Origin of the sequence: Pedobacter nyackensis, from assembly GCF_900176505.1 — a bacterium.
Classification (GTDB): Bacteria; Bacteroidota; Bacteroidia; order Sphingobacteriales; family Sphingobacteriaceae; genus Pedobacter; species Pedobacter nyackensis.
This window is the reverse complement of sequence record NZ_FWYB01000015.1, coordinates 100848-123149: the sequence shown is the minus strand read 5'-3', so window position 1 is coordinate 123149 and position 22302 is coordinate 100848. Positions and strand designations below refer to the sequence as shown.

The following is a 22302-nucleotide window of genomic DNA, read 5'->3' as shown; positions in this document are numbered from 1 at the left end:
CCGTAATATCATTTCAATTTAGAAACGTTATCTATTGCGGACATTCTTCCCATTGAATTTATAAGAAGTAAGTAGAGATTCTTATTAACCAAATATATTTTTAAACGCAGACCAGCAGGCATTTTTAATTTCCTGAGGGAGGTTATCTTTCACATAAAACTGAATACCTTTGTCTGTATAAAAATGTCTGAAATAGTTACCCAATCTATCAGGCTTCTCACCTGTATGGATATTTTCACGATTATTTAGCCAATGAGCATAAGTCACTTCAACTCTATGCAATGCATCTTCCAGCTCTTTTAATCTTCCTGAATCTTTATCTACCAACATCAAATCACTGTAATCATTCATAACACTATGGCTTTAAATAGCAAAGGTACTGATTAATATTAGTCTTTAGGCTATAAGCGCCAAGAATGCAGTCATTTCGTAACGAAAATGAATCTGTTATAACAAAAGAGAATAGAATATACAATCTGTCCAGTCCTTAGATCAATACATCAGGAAACTTTCAGGATTTGTAAATAAAATAAAAGATTAGCATCTTGATGCTAAATTATTGAAGTATGACAATGGCTAAGGATCAGTACAATTTCCACTTGAAACCTATGCAAATAAACCTCATTACCAAAATTGTAAAGTTCAGGGTAAAGGAAAACCTGGAGAAGAAAAAGTAATTTAACCGCCTTAAAGATGAAGGAAAATATTTCCCGCAAAGATTTCATGAAGTATGCCGTAGTGACAGCCGCTGGATTGCCCCTCACTTTATCCGGATTAAGTGCTTTTGGCTTACCCCAAAAAAAACAGGATAGCTCTGTTCATACAGATAAAGTAAGTATCAGCATTTTTTCCAAAAATCTGCAATGGCTTAACTTCAGAGATATGGCAAAGCTTACTGCAAAAATGGGCTTTGATGGCATAGACCTTACCGTACGTGCAAAGGGCCATGTAAGCCCTGAAAATGTGATAAAAGATCTGCCTTTAGCAGTAGAGACTATCAGAAAAGAAGGCCTGGATGTTTACACCATTACGACAGACATTAAGGACGCAAATGAAAAACATACTGTTGATGTTTTAAAAACAGCATCACAACTAGGTATTAAGAATTATAGAATGGGTTGGTATCCTTATCATAATGAAGCCGATCCAATTACGACTATTAATGGTTTTAAAAAGCGTTTAACTGATTTGGCCGCATTAAATGAGCGATACAATATTCATGGTGATTATCAAAATCATACAGGACTATTTGGAGGCTCGTTATGGGACCTTTGGATGGCTATAAAAGACCTTGACCCAAGGTGGATTGGTTGTCAGTTTGATGTTAGACATGCTACTGTAGACGGTGCAAAAGCTTGGCCAACAAGCTTTAAACTAATTCGCAACCACATCGGTTCTTTACCGGTAAAAGATTTTTACTGGGCAAAAGAAAATGAAAAGTGGTTAACAAAAAACACTGCTTTGGGGCAAGGAATGGTGGATTTTAAACAATACTTTCAGCTTCTTAAAAAATATAACATTATTAAACCCATATCATTACATTATGAGTATCCTTTGGGCGGAGCGGAATCAGGTGCAACTACACTAACTATTCCGCAGGATGACGTAATCAATCAAATGCAAGGGGATTTGCAAAAATTAAAATCCTGGCTTAAGGAATATGAAATTCCGCAGATGTAATTATTACACTATCATGTTCAAAAACCTATAGCGTGGCACTTTGAACACCTAACTTTGGCGCATTAAAATAATATCCGCCGAGTTTTGAACAACACAATAGCACTTAAACAACAAAATCAGGGCATCTCTACCCTACTTGCATTTGCTTTACTACCCCTATCTGGTTTTGCAACAGACATATATATTCCTTCTTTACCTTCCATGGCATCAACCATGCAGGTTAGTAGTTTACAGGTACAATTAACTTTAAGCCTGTTTTTAATCAGCTACGGAATCTCGCAGCTCTTTATCGGAAGCGTCCTGGATAGCTTTGGTAGATATAGATTAAGCCTGATATCCCTGGTAATTTTCGCAGCAGCCAGTATTACCATAGCCAATACCCATAATATCTACCTCATTTACCTGATGCGGATTGTTCACGGCTTTACCGTAGGAACTATTATTGTAGCTAAACGGGCTTATTTTGTCGACCTTTTTACCGGAGATAAACTGAAACATTATCTAAGCCTATTTTCCATTATATGGTCTACAGGACCAATTGTTGCCCCATTTTTAGGAGGCTACCTGCAGACTGTATTTGGATGGGAGTCTAACTTCTATTTCCTTGCCATACTGGCGATCGTTTTGGCTATCCTGGAATATTTCTATAGTGGAGAAACCCTGCAACACGTTTCAGAATTCTCTTTAAAAAAGATAACAGGGGTATACATCACTATGATAAAAACGGTAAGCTTTAGTCTTGGGATTGTAATGCTGGGTCTTGCGTACACCATGGTGATGATCTACAACATGACCGGTCCCTTTATTATAGAGCACCATTTACATATGACCCCTATAATAGCAGGTTATAGCTCTCTGGTACTGGGATTTGCCTGGATGGTTGGAGGCTTTATAGGTAAAGCAACCATTAACAAGCCCTTCTTTAGAAAGATGGCTACCAATCTCTTATTTCAAATCGCATTTGTTTTGGTTATGATCCTGACTGCACAGTTCATATCAAGCCTTTATACAATGGTATTATTCGCCTTTCTTATCCATGTTACGGCTGGCTACATATTTAATAACTACTTCACCTTCTGCCTGGGCCAATTTCCGAAAAATGCGGGGATTGCGGGCGGTTTAACCGGTGGTATTACTTACGTAATTGTGTCCTTCTTAAGTTATAGTGTGATTTCATTCTTACCGGCAAAAGACGAACATCACCTTAGCAGTAGCTATTTGATACTAACCGTTATGTCGGCATTGGTTATGTTCACCATTTATAAAATGAGCAAGAAAAACACTGAGCTTAATGCATAAGCTCAGTGTTGCTCATATGATAATACCGTCCACCCATAAAATCGACTTCTTCAACCGTCTTAAAACCCAAACCGGCATACAATTTTTCTGCTTTAAGGTTCTCTTTATTAACCAATAAGCCAAGTGTGTGCTGACCACGGCTAACAGCATGGTCGATCATCGCTTTAATCAACTCTTTACCAATACCTTTACCTTGTTTACGCGGAGAAACACTAATACAGTCAAGATAATACTCACCAGACTGCGTCTCATTCTCCGGGGAGTGTTTAAAGCCATAGGTCTTATCAAGGTAATCTAAAAACGGCGTCCTTAAAGTCTCCAGATTAGCACCATCATAAGCATTAATCATCCCACACACCCCCTCTTCATCCTCATAAACCAGTGTATTTTCATAGCTATACTGATTAGCAGGCAATGCCGCAAACTTTTGAAATAACGGAACCGCATCATTTGGGTCTGAAGAGCCAACAAATTTTGCTGCAAGATCATCCATTGCAAGGATAATGAGTTTACCTAATTCTGGTGCATCTCCGGGAAGAGCTTCTCTTATCATATTAATTTCGATTAGTTTTTTTATGTATGAAATTTAAATAAACTGAAAGTACAGCTGCCGTAGCAAAACTTATTGCTGTTGCGGCATCTATAAAATTTGCAGACAAGTTATGACCTGTAATTTTATCTGCATAATATTTCACAAAGGAATTGGGTAATTTCGTTTCCCCAAGGTGTTCTTTGATCTGCCATTGCCAGTCAGTTATCGGGCAATAACCTAAACCATACCAGATACCCAATATCAACCAGGAACCTGCAGTAAGTAACACAACAATAAAATGTAACTTCCTTGTTGACGGCCATATCCAGCCCAATAGATTAAATCCAATAATAACCAAATGCAGCACCGTAAAGAAGAAATCAAAAAGCTGATACATAGACAGAAGTTAAAGCAAATGGTATTTATCTTTAAGGTGCAATAATTGTAAAAAGATAAACCATAAAAATAACCACCAGCACTATTCCCTGCAATACATTCGTCTTACCTGTTGCCAGAGAAAGCATAATGGTAAACATGGACAGCAACAATAAAACCGTCGACTTCATATCAATACCAAGCGTAATACTCATTCCTGTGAACATAGAAACAATGGCTACGGCAGGAATAGTTAATCCAATACTGGCCAGCGCTGATCCCAAAGCAAGGTTAAGACTGGTTTGCAAACGGTTCTTTTTAGCCGCCCTATATGCCGCTAGGCCTTCAGGCAACAATACTACAGCGGCAATAATTACTCCGACAAGTGATTTTGGTGCACCGGCATTTACCACAGCATTTTCAATATCAGGCGCCAGGGCCTTAGCCAGTAAAACAACAATACCCAAACACAAAAGGAGTAAAAAAGCACTGAACAATGCGACCTTAAAAGTAGGTGGCTCTGCATGAATTTCTTCGTTACCTTCTGCATCAGGAGGTAAAAAATAATCTCTGTGTCTTACTGCCTGTACCAAAACAAATGCACCATAAAGCACCAGACAAACGATGGCTACAAAAATCAATTGAACCGAACTGTATTGAGGTCCTGGCGTGCTTACCGTAAAATTAGGGAGAATAAGTGTAAGTACTAATATCGCTGTAAGTGCTACTAGCGCAGCGCCTACGCCAGGTAAAGTAAAAACCTGTTCTTTATACTTTACTCCCCCAGTAAGTAAACATATCCCGATAATACCGTTTAAAATAATCATCACCGCAGCAAAAACAGTATCCCGTGCAAGAGCTGCAGTTTCGGGGCCGCCGGTTAGCATCAAGGAAACAATCAAAGCGACTTCAATAACCGTAACTGCCAGAGCCAATAACAATGTACCGAATGGTTCACCCACTTTATGGGCTACTACTTCAGCATGATGTACAGCAGCAAGAACAGCTGCTACAAGCATAATTGCTAAAAAAAAACTATAAAAATCTCCAAAATTAAGCGACAAACCAAAGTATGCCAGCCAAGCTAGCAAAGGGGAAACAATGGTCCATAAGGGTAAGGGTAGCTTTTTCATCATAAGTTCCTGGCAACAATATAATACTAATTAAATTTATTTTCTTAAAATAGCAACCCTTGTTTTACGAATTTGACGCTCCGCCTGTCGATTCAATTGCTGATTATGCGACATCCAACCACCCAGTACACCAATCAAACTCCCCACAACAATATCCAACAAACGCGCAGAAATTAACTGATTTGGATCAATGTTCATTCCCTTCCCTATCTCCGCCAAAAACACTGTCATTGGGGTGATAAAAATAACAGCAAGTCCATAATGCCTTACGACCAGCATTTCTATCACAAACTGCAATAAGAGTATACTAATACAAATGGTTAAAGGTGTAAGGTTCAGTTGAAGAAAAAGCCAGGTCAGTCCCATACCTATAAATGTACCTGAGATACGGTGAAAGCTCCGACGCCAAACATGAGTTACACTAACACCTTGCATAATAGCAAGACAAGAAATAGGTACCCAATACGGATTCTCAAGTCCAAACACATGAGCAACCAACAATGAAATAGCAATAAATACCCCTATAATGATGGATTCAGTAATATTGGTATAGTTTCTCATCCTCGGACTAAAGGCATCAAGCTTACTGGGATATTTCCTTACAATATACAAACTGTAAAGGAAGGCCAGAACACAGGCAAGCATCGTTCCTAAGGCTACCAAACCAACTTTTACCGGAAGGTCCATCTGATCAAAAGGCATACAACTTCCCATGGAAGCCAGCATGATAAAAAAGAAATTTCGGGGTAGATACAGGATTACCAGTCCACCTATACAAGCCTGAATTCCATAGTCGAGCCTACCGCTATAAAAACCAATCAGTAATGGAATACCGGTCGACAGAGAGGCTAAAACGGGTATATGCCAAAGTCTTTCAGTTTTCTTTAGCTGAAACAACTGTTTTAACTCCCTGCCAATAACGTCTTTTAATGTTTCTGTCATTTGATAAATCAAAGATAAGACTTATCTGCAGCAACAATAAACTAATACCTGTTATGTCCCGGTTTCGAAAGTACTAGTATGCGTCGTAAATGATTACCTTTTCAAACAAAGCTCTAAACTCATCTAAAAAGGCCTTATGCACTTCATGCACCTGGTAAACGTCATGCGCGGCAAGATCTTCAAAAAACAGAACTAATGAAAAGGTATAAGTGGTGTCAACTACAGCACGTTCAATAGGTGCAGGTGTACCAATATGCATGTTTTTAATCACTTCAATTTTCTCCAAAGATTCTAATCCTTTACGGAAAGCTTTTTTTTGATCTTCAGTGGTGTCGGCTTTTAGCCAGAATAATACGTGGTGAGCTATCATTTTTTAGTTCTTTTTTTTGCGAATATAATAATGATCTTGTAGCATTCTTCACATGTTCTGCGTTTTATAGATAACAAACCCAAACACAACAAAGCTTATGAAAACTAAAAGCTACATCGTATTGATGCTTGTACTGATAATCGCCGGGGCATCCGCTTGTAAAAAGAACACAGAGCGTACAAAAGAAGCTGAAGAACTAAAACTGAAAAACCTATTTGCAGAAATCAAAAGCTTATCAGAGCAGGTAAAATGTGAAAATGAAGCAGATTGGAAGTTTAGACCAATTGGATCTAAAGCTTGTGGCGGTCCAACAGGCTATGTAAGCTACTCTTCAAAAATTGACACTGTAGCTTTTATACAAAAGGTTGAAAAATATACCGATGAACAGGCAAACTTCAATAAAAAATGGAACATAACCTCCGACTGCATGTTTGTATCACCACCAAAAAAGGTAGTCTGCGAAAATGAAAAGCCTAAACTGGTATATCAATAGGTTACAAAGTATCAATATGGTTTAAATAGTTCATAACAACAGGAACATCAGCTGCTACCCAGTCAAGATCAGGTAACTCACTATTGTCTAGCCAGGCGTATGCAGCATGTTCCTTTAACACGATCTCACCACCTGTTATCCTGCAAACAAAGGGTATTAGATTTACTGAAAACCCGGGGTAAGCATGTTGGTTTGAATTCAGTTCAGATAAGATTTGAATATCCACATCCAACTCCTCTTTAATTTCTCTGATCAGGCATTGCTCAGCAGTTTCAGCGGACTCGATCTTACCGCCCGGAAACTCCATTTTTAATGGATGCGACATGCTTTCACTCCGCTGTGCAACAAGCACTTTTCCATCTTCAGCTACAATAATAGCACAGGTTACTTCGATCATCTCAATTGCAAATTAACGACGTAGCGTAAACGACACCTGCACATTGTAAGAAACATTAACGATCTTCCCTCTTTCTAAACCTGGCTCCCATGCTGGAGATTGACTAACTACCCTTGCAGCTTCCACAGACAATAAATGATGAGGGTTCTTCGTCACAATTATATCCTTAATGGAACCATCTTTCATAACCATAAATTTCAAATGAACTTTACCCTGTATACCATTTCTCTGGCACTCCCCCGGATATCTGATTGTTGTTTTTAGAAAGGTATAGAATTTTTCCATGCCACCCTTAAACTGAGGTTGAACAAACACCTTGGTGTAGTGATAAACATTCCTCTCCTTGTCCATACTCTCGCCAGCTACCAGTTTACCATCCAGATACTGCTCTTTATATTTAAGTCCGCCCATCTCAGTTTCACCAATCCATTCTCCATCATAAAGGCCATTATTTATGCTGCCGCTTTCCGTAACCTGTGTAAAATCCTTATCATAAAAGCTACATATACCTTTACCATCCACCACCAGATCTTTACCGGTTGAATCTTTAACACTTTTGATGTATTTTGAGGTTTTACCATCCTTCATGGTTTGATAACCAATAACAGTGTATAGGTTACCATTAGGATAGTAATGCATTGCCGTATCTATTAACTTCCCCATTTTATAGGTTCCCATCATCTGTTTCCTCCCATTTTTAAAATAGGATATGTACTGACCTTGATACAAGACCGGATCTATCAAACTCGAAAGCCCCCTGCTTTTGATGCTGCCATCCAGATAATGCTCATTAACAATAAACAAACTTGATCCCTCTGCCGGTTCCTGCACAATACGTAAATAATCAGCACTATCGCGCAGCTTTACATGTTGTCCGCTGTTCTTTAAGAAGTAAAGATTTTGCCTTTGCGCATTTGCTGCAAAACCTATAAATAGAAATGATAAAAATAGAAAGCGTGAATTCTTCATGTATAAATTAATAATGGATTAAGATAATATATTTTAGATATAGTACAAAAGACTATATACTTAAATCTAAATTCATGAACTCATTTATCGCTGCGTATGTTATTCCGATAGTGTTCTTCACATTGCTAATACCAGGCATTGTGGTCATTTTCAAACTTCTTAAAAAACATTTATAAAAATTAGTCGGAACTCGACAAAACAGAAAAGCTTTTAAATGAGAAACGGGAATAAGTCGGAGAGACTATTCCCGTTCATAAGGTCGATCCACCACAGATCAACCTAAACCAAACTAAACCGATTAGTTAAAAACAAATTCTGTGCCAGAAATTAAAGCACATTAAATCGGCCATTTTACTACAACTGTAGCATTTTTTATACCCCACTGTCCTATTTCAACAACTTGTCGATTGCCAAATAAGTCATCGGATGATAGTTTGGTCTTGCTTGCTTATAAATTTCCCTTGCGGTCTTTAATCCTGCAGGTGTAGCCATCATTTCTTTGTACAATGGAATAATATGCCACATCCTTCCATTTTCCAACAAATAAGCTTTTATTCGTGCATCAGCAGTACCATAGTGGTGACGAATGGCCAACTCGTACCAGGCCAGCTGTATATCCGTATTGTTAGACGCTGTAAAACCAAACTCAGCATCCAGCACAGTCATTTCTTTAGCTGTCAGATTTTCAGGCAACTGACTAATAAAATAACGTCTTTCATTGCTTGATACAATTGCTCTACTCAGCCCTTTTGCTGAGCCAGTTTTCTGCCAATTGGCCAATAAGTCATCGATAGCCTTAAACCGTTCAGATCCAACCGCAACCACATTAGATGGAACACCGGAACCATATACCCATTTATTTATTTCCAGTTTATTTTCCAGGACTTTATCCCCCTTAATCAGGTTCTTATTCAGATAGTCCAAAAACTGTTCTGTGGTTAAAGACTGAAAAGCATGGCTGTCAAAATAACCTCTTAAAAAAGCATCAAACTTTTCTCTGCCTACAGCAGCCTCAATCGTCTTTAAGAAGAAAAAGCCTTTCTCGTAAGCAATGTCGTTGGTCCCCTCATCAGGATTACGCCCAGTATAATCAGTCTTTAAATGTGTATCCTTATTACCCGCTCCCATATCCTTAATCGCATCATCTAAAGCATGCTTAGCGAATACTTCCTGCATCGCAGCTTCATCCTTACCAAAAATAGCTTCATCAACACGACGCTCAAAATAATTGGTAAAACCTTCATTCAGCCAGAAATCATTCCATGTAGAATTGGTTACCAGATTGCCGCTCCAGCTATGCGCCAGCTCATGACATATAATACTCACCAATGAGCGGTCGCCGGCCAATATAGTAGGCGTAATAAAAGTCAGGTTAGGATTCTCCATTCCCCCGAAAGGAAAACTAGGTGGCAACACCAATAAATCGTACCTACCCCATCTGTATGGGCCATAAAGTACCTCTGCTGCATGCACCATTTTACCCATATCCGCAAATTCCCAGGTAGCCTTTTCCAATACTGAAGGCTCGGCGTATACTCCTGTCCGTTCATCAACAGCCTTAAAGACAATATCGCCAACCGCAAGGGCCAGTAAATACGACGGTATAGCATGTTTCTGCTTAAACTCGTAAATACCGGTATTGTTTTTTGCCTGTGGGTTTTCAGCACTCATTAAAGCCAGCAAATCTACGGGAACCTGTATTTTGGCATGGTAAGTAAATCGTATCCCAGGGCTATCCTGACAAGGCACCCAACTGCGTGCAGCGATAGTTTGCGACTGGGTAAAAAGGTAAGGTCTCTTTTTACCTGCAGTTTGTTGCGGGTTAAGCCATTGCAAAGCGCTGGCATCCTTACCTGTGGTATAATAGATATTAACCAGTTTTGTTTCTGGCGAAATAGCCACTTTTAAGGCTCTCCCCATGTATTCAGCCTCCGGACCAAAGGAAAAGGTAGTCTCCTTTTCGGCTGTACCAAGTGTTACCTTAGCAATGTTCAACTTGCTGTCATCAAAAATGATTTCACTGGCTTTTGCTTTATTGTTGATGATCCAGCTTGCCTTTCCGCTAAGCTGCTGTTGCTCAAAATCAACCTTTAAATCAAGGTTCAGATGTTCAACATAAGCAACAGAAGGCTTAGAAAAAGAATGCGTATCATCAACCATAACCTGGTCTGATATTGTAGTTTTTTTAGTATTCTGCTGACAAGATAAAATCATCAGAATGGGAATCATTAGTGTTAGTCTTTTCATGAAATAAGATTACAAACGCAATCTATAAATTTTTTCAGTGAAGAAACATCTTATTTATTACTGATCTCCTGCACATCAATGAAGTCCGGACCGCCATCAACCGGATAACCAGCAACCTTTACCCCTTTTACAATTACATCTTTTCCTTCGTGTGCTTTCAAATCAACCTTACTACTTTTCAGTGCATACATTTGCTTGCCGGTATTCAAAAGATGCGTTCCATATTGGAAAGTCGACATGCCCATAGGGTTCAATTTCCCACTTAAAGTAACCTCGCTTTTACCCGCACCAGGTTTAACTGCTGTACAACCCGCTATGGCAAGTCCAACAACTAATAACAATACAATTCTTCTCATGTTCAGTATATAAATGATTAAAAAATAAAATTACAATAAATCATTGGCAAGATTGGCCAGTTCACTTCTTTCACCTTTATCTAAGGTAATATGTGCATATAAAGGATGATCCTTAGCATGCTCTATCAGGTACGACAAACCATTACTTTCCGCATCCAGATAAGGTGTATCAATCTGATAAATATCACCGGTGAATACGATTTTAGTGTCCTCACCCGCTCTTGATATAATCGTCTTTATTTCGTGCGGGGTTAAATTCTGAGCCTCATCAACAATAAAAAAAATCTTACTTAATGTCCTCCCCCTGATGTAAGCCAATGGGGTAATCACAATCTTTTCAGTACTCACAAATTCATCAATCTTACCCTGCATTTTAGCATCATGATTGTACTGCTCTTTTATAAACCTCAGGTTATCCCATATTGGAGCCATATATGGGTCAATTTTCGATTTCACATCTCCAGGTAAAAAGCCGATATCTTTATTGCTCAAAGCCACTATAGGCCTGGTTACATAAATCTGCCGGTAATCTTTGCGTTGCTCCAGCGCACTTGCTATAGCCAGTAATGTTTTACCCGTGCCGGCCTTTCCCTGAATAGTAACCAGCTTTATATCTGGGTTAAGTAAAGCATCAATGGCAAAAGCCTGCTCATCATTACGTGGCGATATATTAAATATAGTACGTGATGCAACAAGAAAAAGTCTGCGCATTTTAGCATTGTAATAAGTAGTTGCGACTTTGCGCTTGCCCTTCAAAATACAAAAATGATTAGCCTGCACCTCTTCAATCTCCAATCCAGTCGCATCTACACTACCTTCAGCTTTTAACAGGCTAAACACCTCATCGGGAACATTAGCTAACAACGCCTTACCGGTATAGAGTTCATCTACATTCTTTATCTTACCTGTTTCATAATCTTCAGCATGGAGTTCGAGTGATTTAGCTTTTAAACGCAAACAAATATCTTTAGATACTAAAACCACTCTTTTCTCCGGGAATTCCTGTTTTAGGCTCAGCGCTGCATTGAGTATGCGATGATCAAATTTACCTTTACCAAAAACTTCTTCGGCATCCACCCCATCTGGTTTATAATCCATCACCACTTTAAAGCGACCACCTTTTTTACCACTAAAAGGTATCCACTGGTTTATAATCTGATCTCCCGAAGCACCATCCATCAGCCTGATGAAGCTACGCGCCTCAGCATTACGCGTTTCATTCCCATTTTTCATATTATCCAGTTCTTCCAGAACCTGGATCGGAATGGCAACATCATGCTCCTGAAAGTTTTTAAATGCAATATGGTCGTAAAGAATTACAGAAGTATCCAGGACGAATATCTTCTTCTCAATAGTGGAGTTTTTTAAAGCTTTACTCATGGTATATAAAAATAGTGAAATTCTATTACCTGATGAGCATATTAATAAAAAAAGAAAACGGAGACTCTCTTCTTTCGATTCAAGTTCTCCGCTTTCACCTTTCCTGCAGCCTTAGCCGTAAGAAAAGCACCAATTCGATTTTTACTTTACAATTCGTAGTATTCTTAGCTCCTAAGAACTTTGAAACCCGTTAAATTACTACCCTAATCCCATTCCTTAGAATGTATTATTCGTCTGTAATGTCTGTTCCAGATTCAGATGATGTTCTTCAGTCTTTCGACTTTAGTTACCTTAGATCTTCCTCGCAGTTGCCCTTGAGTCCGAATCCTTACTGATCTATCGAAATTTCCAGAACCTTTTGCCCGGAGGCCAAGTATTTCTTTTTGGAATATTTCTTTCAGACTGCCAAAGTACTTCCTAATTGATAGATCTAATTTACAACTAATAACTCACTCATACAAAAATATTTAACATTATTTTTGTAACAAATTATTAACTGATTACCAACAGCTTATTAACAGGTTTTAAACACGTTATTAACAACACGAACTACTTACTTTCCAGTTCTTCAACAGTAAAAGCCTTTTCCCGTCCTTTTAAGCGTTTACGCAATTTAGCAACCTCATCTATACTGATTTTACCAGCATTATTCTGCCAGGAACCACGGATAAAACTCAACACCTGAGCCACATCGTCGTCTGATATTTCCTCGCTATGCGCTATTCCAGGCATATCAGCAGATATTTCAGGAGCTTCATATACATGTCCATTTACCTTTATCGGCCCGGTTAATCCAAACAACACAATCGAAATCAATTTATCCTTATCTCCGGTTACCCATTCTGACTTGTTTAATGGCGGGGCAAGCGAACTAATACCGTTGCCATCCGCTGCATGGCAAGTCTGACAACTGGACGCAAACAAAACTGCTCCCTTAGGAAACTCCTTGCTCATTAATAATGGGTCCCTATTCTTTTGCGTATTCCTTACACTCGTAACAACACGCTGCAATTGCTTATTGATCACTAAATTGGTATCCGGAATCAAACGTAATACCGATGCTGCAAAATCTTCTTCCCTGTAAGCCAGATTACTCACTACTGCCGCCGAAACATACGGATTAGCGGGATATTTCTTCACCAAATCAATTAATAACTGATGCGCAGCATTCTCATTAAAAGGTTTGATATAATTAGCTACAAAAGCGATATATGAGGCAGCCAACTCATCTTCTTCTTTAAGTAAATGCACCAATGCATCCACATAAAAGCGATAAGATGTTCCATTGATCACAGATGGCAAAACACTTAAAGCCTGCATTTTAACAGCCCAGTCGGCCGACTCCAATAAAACCAGCACCTCATTAGTTTGCAGCGCAGATAATCCTTCCAGAACCCACAGCGCATGAATCACAAGTAAAGGTTGTTTTACATCCTTAACCGCTTGCCTAAGAAAAGGAATTGCAGCCTTCATTTTACCATCAACCAATATTTGCTGAGCCATATCCCGAACCAGTCCGTTCTCATTACCCAATAAAGTAACAAGCACTTTCGGGTCTTGACTAAACTTAGCAGGCACTGCTTTTTTACCCTTTGGAACGATCTTATAGATCCTACCGCAACCCAATGGCTCGCTAAGTTTTCTTCGTTCTATTACATCCCGTAAATACGGCGTCACATAGGTTTTATGCTGGATAATACCTCGGTACATATCAACTACATATAATGCTCCATCTAAACCATTATACAAACTAACCGGTCTGAAACGCTCATCAACGCTGGCCAGAAACTCTTTTCCTTTATAGGCCTGCACCCCCGTCACCACAAGTCCTTTTTCGCTAAGGATATTTCGCTTAATCAAATTAGCTGCCGGTTCAGCAACAAAAGCATTAAAATCATAGGCTGGACCAAATAGATTTCCACGATAAATAACCGGACCACATGCCGCAGTAAAATTCTTTAAACGCAAACTGTCGTCCAGTACATCCGACATATAACCTCTGTTTACACCAGGAGTTGGCCTAGCCGGATAAACCCTATTATCTCTCACTGTTCTTTCAGAATACCCATTCACACTTTTCTGATGGCTATTTGCAACACCTAAGCCAGGAGTAAAATAATCTCCCATCAGGTTGATGGAGTTGTCGTTATAATACAGCCTGCCATAGTTATCCTGACTAATCCCCCATTGCCCCCTAAAGTGCGTATCCTCTGTAATCCATCTGTTACCCATTTTACGGTAGCGTTTGCTTGATTTAGCATTATAGATCCAGTTATCCATAGCCCTTAGTAAGCCATTGGGCTGATGTTCCACATTACCCTCATCAGCATATTTAGGGTCTACCAATGTTCTGTTGCCCGGTCTGTCATCTTTAATATCATAATACCAAAGATTGGGCGTCTCTGCCACCAAAATACCTCCGTCAATTAAGCAAATTGCTCTCGGCAGCACCAGCGAATCCAGGAAAACCTTCCTGTCATCCATCAACCCATCACCATTTTTATCCTCAAGGATTACTATTTTACCATTTGGGTGTTCTTCACCTTTTCCATTAACATCTGGCATGTACCCCACCATTTCAACCACCCATAATCTGCCTTTAGCATCAAATGTCATGGCCACAGGTGCGACAACCAGTGGTTCATCAGCTACCAGCTTAACTTCAAAGCCTTCCTCAACCTCCATCAGTTTAATCGCTGCAGCAGCATGAATCACAGGAGAATTGGTCGTATCAGGTGCAACATCATGATTAACAGCAACAGTCTTTTTATAGCTTTGACATTGATAAAGTGTGAAAACGACAAAAACAAGCAGTACGTAAACGTATAATTTCATAAATATCTAAAGCTCCCCGTTTTCTATTGCAGTAATTTTAACCAGCCTTTTTAGATGACGTTCCTCACGGGAGAAACTGGCATTTAAAAACGCAAAAGCAATATCTTTAGCCAGTTCAATACCAACCACGCGTTGGCCCATACAAAGGATATTTACATCATCATGCTCCACAGATTGATGTGCAGAATAGGTATCGTGGCAAACACCGGCTCGTATTCCTTTAAACTTATTAGCCGCAATACTAACGCCAACAGCACTTCCGCAAATCAGTATACCTCTATCCCCTCTTTTATCAAGAATAGCCCTCGACACGCCAGCAGCATGATCCGGGTAATCTGTTGGCGTCGTATTGCTTGTCCCCAAATCAACCACCTCGTACCCGCATTTTAATAATACATCAACCAAAATGCTTTTGTACTCAAACCCTGCATGATCTGAACCTATAACTACTTTCATTCTAATCTATTTTTTATACCCAAACGGGCAATTCATCTTAAATGCACTAATGTAGTTACATTTTTTTTAAGTTTTATTGTAGCGTTAGCATGACTTTACACGTCCTTAATAGAGTTACATTCACAAACCCTAAATTTCAAACATGAATATCTCTATTAAAAAATTAAGTGCAGTCGCTTTATTATCAATTTCGGCTTTAACATTTCAATCTTGTTCAAAAGATCCGGTTGCAGCTCCTGAAATTGCCTACTTAAACCTCATTAATGCTTCTCCGACCGTAGGTACTTTTAACATTTATTTAGATAAGAATCTGATCAACCAGAACGGAGCAGTAGCTTTCAATGGCAGCACCGGTTATAGTCAAACCAGCCCGGGTAGCCATAGCGTTAAATTTACTACAGCTAGCATGCAGAACGTAATTACAAAAAACATCACGCTGGAAGCCAACACCATTAATTCTCTTTTCTTAATTGACAAAGGGGAAAACATAGACTTCTTTAAAATTAAAGATAACCTTGGCAACCTGGCTTCAGCCAAGGCCTTTGTGAGATTCATCAACCTTTCGCCTAATGCACCTGCGTTAAACCTTGCTGTTAAAGAAGGAGAAGTTGTTATAAGCGACAAAGCGTATAAAACCAGTAGTGAATTTATTGAAATAGAACCTAAGGCTTATGTTTTCCAAATCAAGGACAAAGCTACAGGCACTACTGCTAAAGCAGAACTGGAAAGCGTAGAACTTAAAGCAGGAAAATCTTATACCATTATTGCTACCGGATTACTAAATCCATCTGATATTGAACAACCATTTGGCGGAAAGCTTATGATCAACCAATAAGCCAGAATGTATCATTTTACCATGTCATAAAAATAGAAAAGGGTGCTCACATACATTGTGTAGCACCCTTTCAGTTTATTTGTGTTTATTATCCTCTTCCACGTCCGTGATCATTGCCACGTCCATTACCATGTTTGTCTCTATCTCCGCGGCCTCTGTCACCGTGATCCCTATCTCCACGTCCTCTATCATTACGATCCCATTTACCGTGACCTCCGTCATTGTCCCATCTGTCGTTTCTGTCGTGTCTATCGTGTCTGTCATTATCTCTTGAATAATGTTTGTTACCATATCCATGATGACCTTTTATCACATAGTACCTTGAATCATTACTATATCTGATCACTTGCTGCCCCCTATGACTTCTGTATCTTGAATAAGTAACACGATCTCTATCAAAATACCTGTATGGATCTCTTGAATTTACAACCACCTTATAACCACTGTACAAATCATAACCTCTGTACCTTGAAGGAAGAGACGCTGAGAAAATCCACCTTCCACCATTCAAATAAATGAACTGTCGATTTGGCACATTGTAATAACACTCAACATCCGGGAGGTAATAATAATCTACGTAATCATAACCTACAGGTCCCCATAATGGTTGTGATCCAATGTTTACATTTATACTCACCTGTGCCGAAGCCTGGTAGGGCATCCATCCTAATACACCAAGCAATCCTAATACTATTAACTTTCTCATAACCTTAACAATTAATGTTTCATTTGTGTGTTGTTAGGTCAAATCTCCACAGCGAAGATGAAATCAACATGAATTTTTTAAATTATTTATTTATTTTATTTTTCATCTTAATTTCATCTTCAAGCCCCAGATTTGTACTCATTTAAGTAACGCACATCATAAAGCACATTTGTGTTTTATCCATATATTTACATCATGAGCAGTAATTCATTATTCCGAACCCTTACCGCAGTCATGCTTTTCATTTGGCTTCCGATTGGTGCTTTTGCCGGTAATAACACAGCTATATTCCCGACTTCCAATCCAGACCTTTACCAGGATAAAAGAGAAAAGAAACAGGAACGCGAAAAAGAAAGTAAAAAGCCAGAGGTAAAGGAAGTCCCACAATCCAGAAGACAGGAGAAACCGGGAGAGGTAAAATCTGATAAAAGAGAACGTCCTCAGGAAAATAAAAGAAGAAACTAAACCCCAGACATGAAAGTTCTGATTGTAGAAGATGAAAAAACGCTCGCCTATGAGATGGAAGATTTCCTGAAAAAGGCATTTTATGTTTGCGACCTGGCGCACAATATTAAAGATGGGCTCGAAAAAATGGAGATGAATAGCTATGACTTCATCCTACTTGATCTGGGCCTGCCCGATGGCGATGGTCTGACTTTGCTGCCAAAAGCAAAAAAGCATAATCCCGACGCAGCATATATCATTCTAACAGCAAGAGGAAACCTGGAAGATCGCATTACAGGACTCGACCTGGGTGCCGACGATTACCTGGCAAAACCCTTTTCATTACTGGAACTCCAATCCAGGATGCAAGCCATAGCACGCCGTAAATTCAATGTCAAAGAAGAACTATTGCCTTTAGGGGATTTTAAACTCGACCTGCAAAAACGATTGGTCCTATTCGGTGATAACCAAATAGAATTGTCGCGCAAAGAATTTGACCTGCTCAGCTATCTTTTCCTGCACAACAATCGTGTACTCACCCGAATGCAGCTTAGTGAACATATCTGGGGCACTTTTGCTGATGACGATTACGATTCCAACTACATTGATGCGCATATTAAAAACATCAGAAAGAAATTAAATACCTGGGCACCTGCCGACTTCATTGAAACCGTTCGCGGTGTCGGTTACCGAATAAAAAAATAACGTGAAGCTATCCTCCAAACTAATCCTCTTCATTACCAGCTCTAAGCTCGTAGTAGTATTGTTATTTATTGTATCCCTACCTTTCCTGGTAGATGGGATTGTTTCCGAATACACCAATTATTCGCTCCGCAGGCAGCAAGACAAGGTGATTCAGATTGTCCAAAAAAAAGGCATTGAGCATTACCTACAGGGCGAGGATAGCTATGGTAGCTACACCATGCTTAAGGAGGAATACATTGCACTTGAACCCGCCATTAAGGGATTACCAATTGATACCATCAAAACCGCACAAAGAGTGGTAGAACAGGATACCCTCAATTACAGAATACTGATGCATACCTTTAATTTCCAGCAGAAACCCTACCTACTGGAAATCGGAAAGACCATCTCCAGTATCAATCAATACAACAAGCCCTTACAACGAATCGCTTTATACGTATTGATGGGCTTAATTGCGATTACGTTATTGTTCGACCTTCTATTTACCCGAATACTCATCAGGCCTTTAGGGAAGATTATCAAATCAAAACTGACGAACAGAAAATTTCCTTTTAAAGACCGCTTTATTCCGGTAGAAACCTCGACCTATGATTTTAAATACCTCGATGAGTCTTTAATCTTACTGATGGAGCAGATTAACGAAGCTTTTGAAAAGGAACGTGAATTCACGGCCAATGCCTCGCACGAACTGATGACACCAATCAGCATCCTTCAAAATAAAATGGAGAACCTGATTGGAGATGAACAACTGAGTGATAGTGTTGTGATCAGAATTGTAGAAATGATGAAAACACTGGACAGATTAAAGAAAATCTCTAACTCCCTGCTCCTGATTTCAAGAATTGAAAACGAACAATTTGTTAAATCCGACACACTAAAACCTGCAGAGCTATTAAACGAGGTGGTTGAGGAAATCAGCCATCGTTTAGAAGAAAAAGAGCTTCATATCAAACTTAAACTAAACCCGAATTTATTCCTGAATGGGGTTAACAGAGACCTGCTCTTCCAACTGTTCTATAACCTGATCAATAATGCCATTAAGTACAATGTAAATAAAGGCAGCATCATTATTACCGACCAGCTAAGCAACTCCGGATATTTAATTGCTATAGCAGATACGGGTATCGGTATTGCAGCCGAAGAACAAGCTTTTATTTTCGACCGATTTAGAAAAACCAATTTAAATAAGAATGTAGGATATGGACTCGGGCTTTCAATAGTGAAGAGCATTTGTCTATATCATGGCATCACTATTAAGGTTAATTCTGAGGTAAATGTAGGCAGTACCTTCAGTTTACTTTTTCCTGCAGGGATCTATACAGAATCCATGTAAAATCAGAAAAGGCCTGTTTACAGGCCTTTTCTGATTTTATATTAAAAAAATATACTTATTAAGTACTTAACAAATCAAAAGGAAAAATGTCAGGAGAATTTTGAAATAAAACAGATATTAGCAACTCTATATCTAAAACTATAGCTATGAAACAATTATTCCTTGCCCTTTTCATCACAGTTGGTTCAATAACTGCAATGGCACAAAAACCAATACCCGGAACCGATATGCCAAGAGCCATTTTCTATAAAGCGGATGGGACCACCTTTTCTACAGATAAAATTGCTAAGGGACCTAAATCGCTTATCATCCTATTTGATGCAACCTGTGATCATTGCCAAAAAGTAGCTTCAAACCTATCTAAAAGAAGCAAAGAGTTGGCCGAAGCCAACCTATATCTTGTTTCTCAGGACGAATTCCGTTCTATCAATTATTTCATGGACAACTTTGGAAAGCCATTAAAAGACATGAAAAATGTTACGGTATTACAAGACCGTGACCATGTATTTGTTCCACTGTTTCATCCTCAACAATATCCTTCCCTATACTTATACGGTAAAGATAAAAAACTCGAGTTTTACTCTAGCAATGAGCGCGACGTGCCTAAATTCTTTAACAGAATAAACGGAAAGTAGTATTACTCTATTCTACCGTCTTATACGTCAGCCCCATATTGTAAAACATAAAGGCCCACTTATCCGCAATCTCTTCAATAGCTTTGTCTGTAGGTTTTCCGGCACCATGACCTGCATTGGTTTGAATACTGATCAGGACCGGAGCCTTACCTCCCTGATCTTTTTGCAAGGTAGCAGCGAACTTAAAAGAATGTGCAGGTACAACCCTATCGTCATGATCCGCAGTGGTAACTAATGTTGCTGGGTATGAAACTCCCAGCTTCAAAGCATGCACCGGAGAATATTTATACAAATATTCAAACATCGCTTTGTTATCCTCAGAAGTACCATAATCATATGCCCAACCTGCGCCTGATGTGAATTTATGGTAACGCAACATGTCCAGCACCCCTACAGCCGGAAAAGCAACCTTAAACAATTCCGGACGCTGCGCCATAACAGCACCGACCAGCAATCCGCCATTAGAGCCACCCATTATAGCCAGGTAATCTTTAGATGTGTATTTCTTCGCAATCAGGAATTCGGCTGCAGCAATAAAATCATCAAATACATTTTGCTTTTGCAATTTTGTACCCCCAACATGCCATGCCTCTCCGTATTCGCCTCCGCCACGTAGATTAGCTACTGCATAAATTCCCCCCTGCTCCAACAAAGCTACTACGGATGTGCTAAAAGCAGGTGTAAGACTAATGTTAAAGCCTCCATAACCATATAAAACGGTTGCATTTTTACCGTCCAGCTCAATTCCCTTTCTATAGGTAACTATTACAGGTACTTTGGTACCATCCTTCGAAGTATAGAAAAATTGCTGCGACTCGTATTTTAAAGGATCAAAATCTACACCTGATTTCTTGTACAAAGTAGATTTACCCGTGCTGATGTCGTATTTAAAAATCGTAGTGGGGTAAACGTAGGAGGTAAAAGTATAAAACAACTCCTTTTCTTTTTCCTTACTGCTAAAACCAATAGCGGTTCCCAATCCAGGAAGTTCAATTTCATGTTCGAACTTACCGCCTCTATCGTATTGAAAAACCTTAGTCACCGCATCTACAATATAATTAGCAAACAGCTTACCGCCGCCTGCCGAAGGCGTTAAAACATTCTTGGTTTCTTTAATCAAAACCTTCCAGTTTGCCGGTCTGGGATCTGCAGCATCAACAGTAACCACACGACCGTTTGGCGCCTTTAAATTAGTATAGATATAGAGTTTGCTACCTTCATTATCAATAATGGAATGATTTTGATCAAAGTTATCCACTACATTGACAATAGCCGAATTCGGCTTATTAAGGTCTTTGATATAAAGCTCATTGCCGGAGGTTGTATTTGCTGCCGAAATGATCAGGTAACGCTCATCCTCCGTAAGATCAGCTCCTACATACCTGCGTGGAGTTTTTTCACCACCGAATATCAGCACATCATCTTTTTGATCCGTTCCTAACTTATGGAAATATACTTTATGGTATTGAGTAAGGCCCGACAACTGACTACCCTCCTTGGGCTTATCATAGCTGGAATAATAAAAACCTTCATTTCCCTGCCAGGCGATGCCCGAGAACTTCACATCCACAAGCGCATCACCAACGATTGTTTTATCAGCAGTTTTCATTACCACTACGGTTGTCCAGTCTGAACCACCTGCAGATAGTTGATAAGCACAAATGCTGCCATCCTTAGAAAAATCAATACTAGCCAAGGAAGTGGTAGCGTCCTTAGAAAAAGTATTTGGATCAAGGAAAATCTCAGGTTCCCCTCCTTCTTTCTGACGATACAATACACTTTGGTTTTGTAACCCCGTATTCTTATAATAGTAAGTATACGGGCCTTCTTTAAAAGGTTGCGAGTACTTCTCGTAGTTCATCAAATGAGTTAAACGCGTTTTAATCTGATTGCGGTAAGGAATCTGTGCCATGTACTTTTGCGAAACGGCATTTTGTGCTATCACCCAGGCTTTAGTCTCCTCCGACCGGTCATCTTCCAGCCAACGGTATGGGTCTACTACTTCAGTTCCAAAATAATTATCTTTTATGTCTTCTTTCTTTGTCTCAGGGTAAGTCATTACAGGTTTTTGTGTATTCTTCAATTGTGCGTCGGCCATTATGGGTGATAATATAGCCAAAAGTAACAAGCCTTTCCGGGTAATTGGTTTCATAAAAGCAAAAAATTAAATATTTATACTA

At 39.3% G+C, this 22302-nt stretch carries 23 protein-coding genes; 8 read left to right on the top strand and 15 right to left on the bottom strand.

The window, feature by feature from the left end:
* Positions 1–84: 84 nt before the first annotated feature.
* On the bottom strand, positions 85–351 hold the full coding sequence (locus B9A18_RS20810; protein WP_144009563.1) for a hypothetical protein: 267 nt from the start codon (positions 349–351) through the stop codon (positions 85–87).
* Between the two features lie 342 nt (positions 352–693).
* Between B9A18_RS20810 and B9A18_RS20805 the strand changes: the two genes are divergently transcribed.
* Positions 694–1680, top strand: a complete 987-nt coding sequence (locus tag B9A18_RS20805) for a sugar phosphate isomerase/epimerase family protein (RefSeq protein ID WP_084291476.1) — start codon at positions 694–696, stop codon at positions 1678–1680.
* Between the two features lie 84 nt (positions 1681–1764).
* Entirely contained in the window at positions 1765–2979 is a 1215-nt protein-coding gene (locus B9A18_RS20800; protein ID WP_084291475.1) for an MFS transporter, read from the top strand.
* Here B9A18_RS20800 and B9A18_RS20795 read toward each other — a convergent pair.
* The 5 genes from B9A18_RS20795 to B9A18_RS20775 form a co-directional block, all read right to left on the bottom strand.
* A complete protein-coding gene (locus B9A18_RS20795) occupies positions 2969–3532 on the bottom strand; it encodes a GNAT family N-acetyltransferase (RefSeq protein ID WP_084291474.1) in 564 nt (187 codons plus the stop codon). The two genes, B9A18_RS20800 and B9A18_RS20795, sit on opposite strands and share 11 nt — an antisense overlap.
* Position 3533: 1 nt before the next feature.
* Complete coding sequence (locus B9A18_RS20790) at positions 3534–3908, bottom strand: DUF2784 domain-containing protein (protein WP_084291473.1); 375 nt, start codon at positions 3906–3908, stop codon at positions 3534–3536.
* A gap of 31 nt (positions 3909–3939) precedes the next feature.
* Positions 3940–5022: a calcium:cation antiporter gene (locus tag B9A18_RS20785; RefSeq protein WP_084291472.1), complete on the bottom strand. Its 1083-nt coding sequence runs from the start codon at positions 5020–5022 to the stop codon at positions 3940–3942.
* A 33-nt stretch (positions 5023–5055) separates the two neighbouring features.
* Positions 5056–5961 carry an FUSC family protein gene (locus B9A18_RS20780; protein ID WP_084291471.1) on the bottom strand — a complete coding sequence of 302 codons (906 nt, stop codon included), beginning with the start codon at positions 5959–5961 and terminating at the stop codon, positions 5056–5058.
* A gap of 73 nt (positions 5962–6034) precedes the next feature.
* On the bottom strand, positions 6035–6331 hold the full coding sequence (locus B9A18_RS20775) for a Dabb family protein (RefSeq protein WP_084291470.1): 297 nt from the start codon (positions 6329–6331) through the stop codon (positions 6035–6037).
* A 97-nt stretch (positions 6332–6428) separates the two neighbouring features.
* Between B9A18_RS20775 and B9A18_RS20770 the strand changes: the two genes are divergently transcribed.
* The gene (locus B9A18_RS20770; RefSeq protein ID WP_084291469.1) at positions 6429–6824 is read left to right on the top strand and encodes a hypothetical protein; all 396 of its coding nucleotides are present in this window, start codon (positions 6429–6431) and stop codon (positions 6822–6824) included.
* Between the two features lies 1 nt (position 6825).
* On the opposite strand, the gene B9A18_RS20765 is transcribed toward B9A18_RS20770, so the two are convergent.
* The 7 genes from B9A18_RS20765 to rpiB form a co-directional block, all read right to left on the bottom strand.
* Positions 6826–7221, bottom strand: a complete 396-nt coding sequence (locus B9A18_RS20765; protein ID WP_084291468.1) for a (deoxy)nucleoside triphosphate pyrophosphohydrolase — start codon at positions 7219–7221, stop codon at positions 6826–6828.
* A 12-nt stretch (positions 7222–7233) separates the two neighbouring features.
* Positions 7234–8190: an energy transducer TonB gene (locus B9A18_RS20760; RefSeq protein WP_084291467.1), complete on the bottom strand. Its 957-nt coding sequence runs from the start codon at positions 8188–8190 to the stop codon at positions 7234–7236.
* Between the two features lie 387 nt (positions 8191–8577).
* Positions 8578–10437, bottom strand: a complete 1860-nt coding sequence (locus B9A18_RS20755) for a M1 family metallopeptidase (RefSeq protein ID WP_084291466.1) — start codon at positions 10435–10437, stop codon at positions 8578–8580.
* A gap of 50 nt (positions 10438–10487) precedes the next feature.
* Positions 10488–10793 (bottom strand): hypothetical protein, encoded by a 306-nt coding sequence (locus tag B9A18_RS20750; RefSeq protein WP_084291465.1) that lies wholly within the window; start codon positions 10791–10793, stop codon positions 10488–10490.
* A 30-nt stretch (positions 10794–10823) separates the two neighbouring features.
* Positions 10824–12173 carry a PhoH family protein gene (locus B9A18_RS20745; RefSeq protein WP_084291464.1) on the bottom strand — a complete coding sequence of 450 codons (1350 nt, stop codon included), beginning with the start codon at positions 12171–12173 and terminating at the stop codon, positions 10824–10826.
* A gap of 549 nt (positions 12174–12722) precedes the next feature.
* Positions 12723–15008 (bottom strand): DUF7133 domain-containing protein, encoded by a 2286-nt coding sequence (locus tag B9A18_RS20740; protein ID WP_084291463.1) that lies wholly within the window; start codon positions 15006–15008, stop codon positions 12723–12725.
* Between the two features lie 6 nt (positions 15009–15014).
* A complete protein-coding gene (gene rpiB, locus B9A18_RS20735) occupies positions 15015–15464 on the bottom strand; it encodes a ribose 5-phosphate isomerase B (RefSeq protein ID WP_084291462.1) in 450 nt (149 codons plus the stop codon).
* A gap of 142 nt (positions 15465–15606) precedes the next feature.
* Between rpiB and B9A18_RS20730 the strand changes: the two genes are divergently transcribed.
* The gene (locus tag B9A18_RS20730; protein WP_084291461.1) at positions 15607–16299 is read left to right on the top strand and encodes a DUF4397 domain-containing protein; all 693 of its coding nucleotides are present in this window, start codon (positions 15607–15609) and stop codon (positions 16297–16299) included.
* Positions 16300–16387: 88 nt separating this feature from the next.
* Here the strand turns inward: B9A18_RS20730 and B9A18_RS20725 are convergent, their stop codons facing one another.
* Entirely contained in the window at positions 16388–17005 is a 618-nt protein-coding gene (locus B9A18_RS20725; RefSeq protein WP_200816417.1) for a hypothetical protein, read from the bottom strand.
* Positions 17006–17200: 195 nt separating this feature from the next.
* Between B9A18_RS20725 and B9A18_RS20720 the strand changes: the two genes are divergently transcribed.
* The 4 genes from B9A18_RS20720 (at position 17201) to B9A18_RS20705 (ending at position 20122) form a co-directional block, all read left to right on the top strand.
* Entirely contained in the window at positions 17201–17470 is a 270-nt protein-coding gene (locus B9A18_RS20720; RefSeq protein ID WP_084291460.1) for a hypothetical protein, read from the top strand.
* A gap of 9 nt (positions 17471–17479) precedes the next feature.
* Positions 17480–18154, top strand: a complete 675-nt coding sequence (locus B9A18_RS20715) for a response regulator transcription factor (RefSeq protein WP_084291459.1) — start codon at positions 17480–17482, stop codon at positions 18152–18154.
* Position 18155: 1 nt separating this feature from the next.
* Entirely contained in the window at positions 18156–19487 is a 1332-nt protein-coding gene (locus B9A18_RS20710) for a sensor histidine kinase (RefSeq protein ID WP_084291458.1), read from the top strand.
* 146 nt (positions 19488–19633) lie between these two features.
* A complete protein-coding gene (locus B9A18_RS20705; protein WP_084291457.1) occupies positions 19634–20122 on the top strand; it encodes a redoxin domain-containing protein in 489 nt (162 codons plus the stop codon).
* A 7-nt stretch (positions 20123–20129) separates the two neighbouring features.
* Here the strand turns inward: B9A18_RS20705 and B9A18_RS20700 are convergent, their stop codons facing one another.
* Positions 20130–22274, bottom strand: coding sequence for a prolyl oligopeptidase family serine peptidase (locus B9A18_RS20700; RefSeq protein ID WP_084291456.1), 2145 nt, complete (start codon positions 22272–22274; stop codon positions 20130–20132).
* Positions 22275–22302: the final 28 nt, after the last annotated feature.

Bases quoted from the DNA above. Each gene is read 5' to 3' on its own strand.
- B9A18_RS20790 (WP_084291473.1), bottom strand. From the start codon at position 3,908: ATGTATCAGCTTTTTGATTTCTTCTTTACGGTGCTGCATTTGGTTATT.
- B9A18_RS20750 (WP_084291465.1), bottom strand. From the start codon at position 10,793: ATGAGAAGAATTGTATTGTTATTAGTTGTTGGACTTGCCATAGCGGGT.
- B9A18_RS20795 (WP_084291474.1), bottom strand. From the start codon at position 3,532: ATGATAAGAGAAGCTCTTCCCGGAGATGCACCAGAATTAGGTAAACTC.
- B9A18_RS20730 (WP_084291461.1), top strand. From the start codon at position 15,607: ATGAATATCTCTATTAAAAAATTAAGTGCAGTCGCTTTATTATCAATT.
- B9A18_RS20745 (WP_084291464.1), bottom strand. From the start codon at position 12,173: ATGAGTAAAGCTTTAAAAAACTCCACTATTGAGAAGAAGATATTCGTC.
- B9A18_RS20720 (WP_084291460.1), top strand. From the start codon at position 17,201: ATGAGCAGTAATTCATTATTCCGAACCCTTACCGCAGTCATGCTTTTC.
- B9A18_RS20740 (WP_084291463.1), bottom strand. From the start codon at position 15,008: ATGAAATTATACGTTTACGTACTGCTTGTTTTTGTCGTTTTCACACTT.
- B9A18_RS20770 (WP_084291469.1), top strand. From the start codon at position 6,429: ATGAAAACTAAAAGCTACATCGTATTGATGCTTGTACTGATAATCGCC.
- B9A18_RS20805 (WP_084291476.1), top strand. From the start codon at position 694: ATGAAGGAAAATATTTCCCGCAAAGATTTCATGAAGTATGCCGTAGTG.
- B9A18_RS20780 (WP_084291471.1), bottom strand. From the start codon at position 5,961: ATGACAGAAACATTAAAAGACGTTATTGGCAGGGAGTTAAAACAGTTG.
- B9A18_RS20725 (WP_200816417.1), bottom strand. From the start codon at position 17,005: ATGAGAAAGTTAATAGTATTAGGATTGCTTGGTGTATTAGGATGGATG.
- B9A18_RS20715 (WP_084291459.1), top strand. From the start codon at position 17,480: ATGAAAGTTCTGATTGTAGAAGATGAAAAAACGCTCGCCTATGAGATG.
- B9A18_RS20760 (WP_084291467.1), bottom strand. From the start codon at position 8,190: ATGAAGAATTCACGCTTTCTATTTTTATCATTTCTATTTATAGGTTTT.
- B9A18_RS20785 (WP_084291472.1), bottom strand. From the start codon at position 5,022: ATGATGAAAAAGCTACCCTTACCCTTATGGACCATTGTTTCCCCTTTG.
- rpiB (WP_084291462.1), bottom strand. From the start codon at position 15,464: ATGAAAGTAGTTATAGGTTCAGATCATGCAGGGTTTGAGTACAAAAGC.
- B9A18_RS20705 (WP_084291457.1), top strand. From the start codon at position 19,634: ATGAAACAATTATTCCTTGCCCTTTTCATCACAGTTGGTTCAATAACT.
- B9A18_RS20775 (WP_084291470.1), bottom strand. From the start codon at position 6,331: ATGATAGCTCACCACGTATTATTCTGGCTAAAAGCCGACACCACTGAA.
- B9A18_RS20810 (WP_144009563.1), bottom strand. From the start codon at position 351: ATGAATGATTACAGTGATTTGATGTTGGTAGATAAAGATTCAGGAAGA.
- B9A18_RS20755 (WP_084291466.1), bottom strand. From the start codon at position 10,437: ATGAAAAGACTAACACTAATGATTCCCATTCTGATGATTTTATCTTGT.
- B9A18_RS20700 (WP_084291456.1), bottom strand. From the start codon at position 22,274: ATGAAACCAATTACCCGGAAAGGCTTGTTACTTTTGGCTATATTATCA.
- B9A18_RS20765 (WP_084291468.1), bottom strand. From the start codon at position 7,221: ATGATCGAAGTAACCTGTGCTATTATTGTAGCTGAAGATGGAAAAGTG.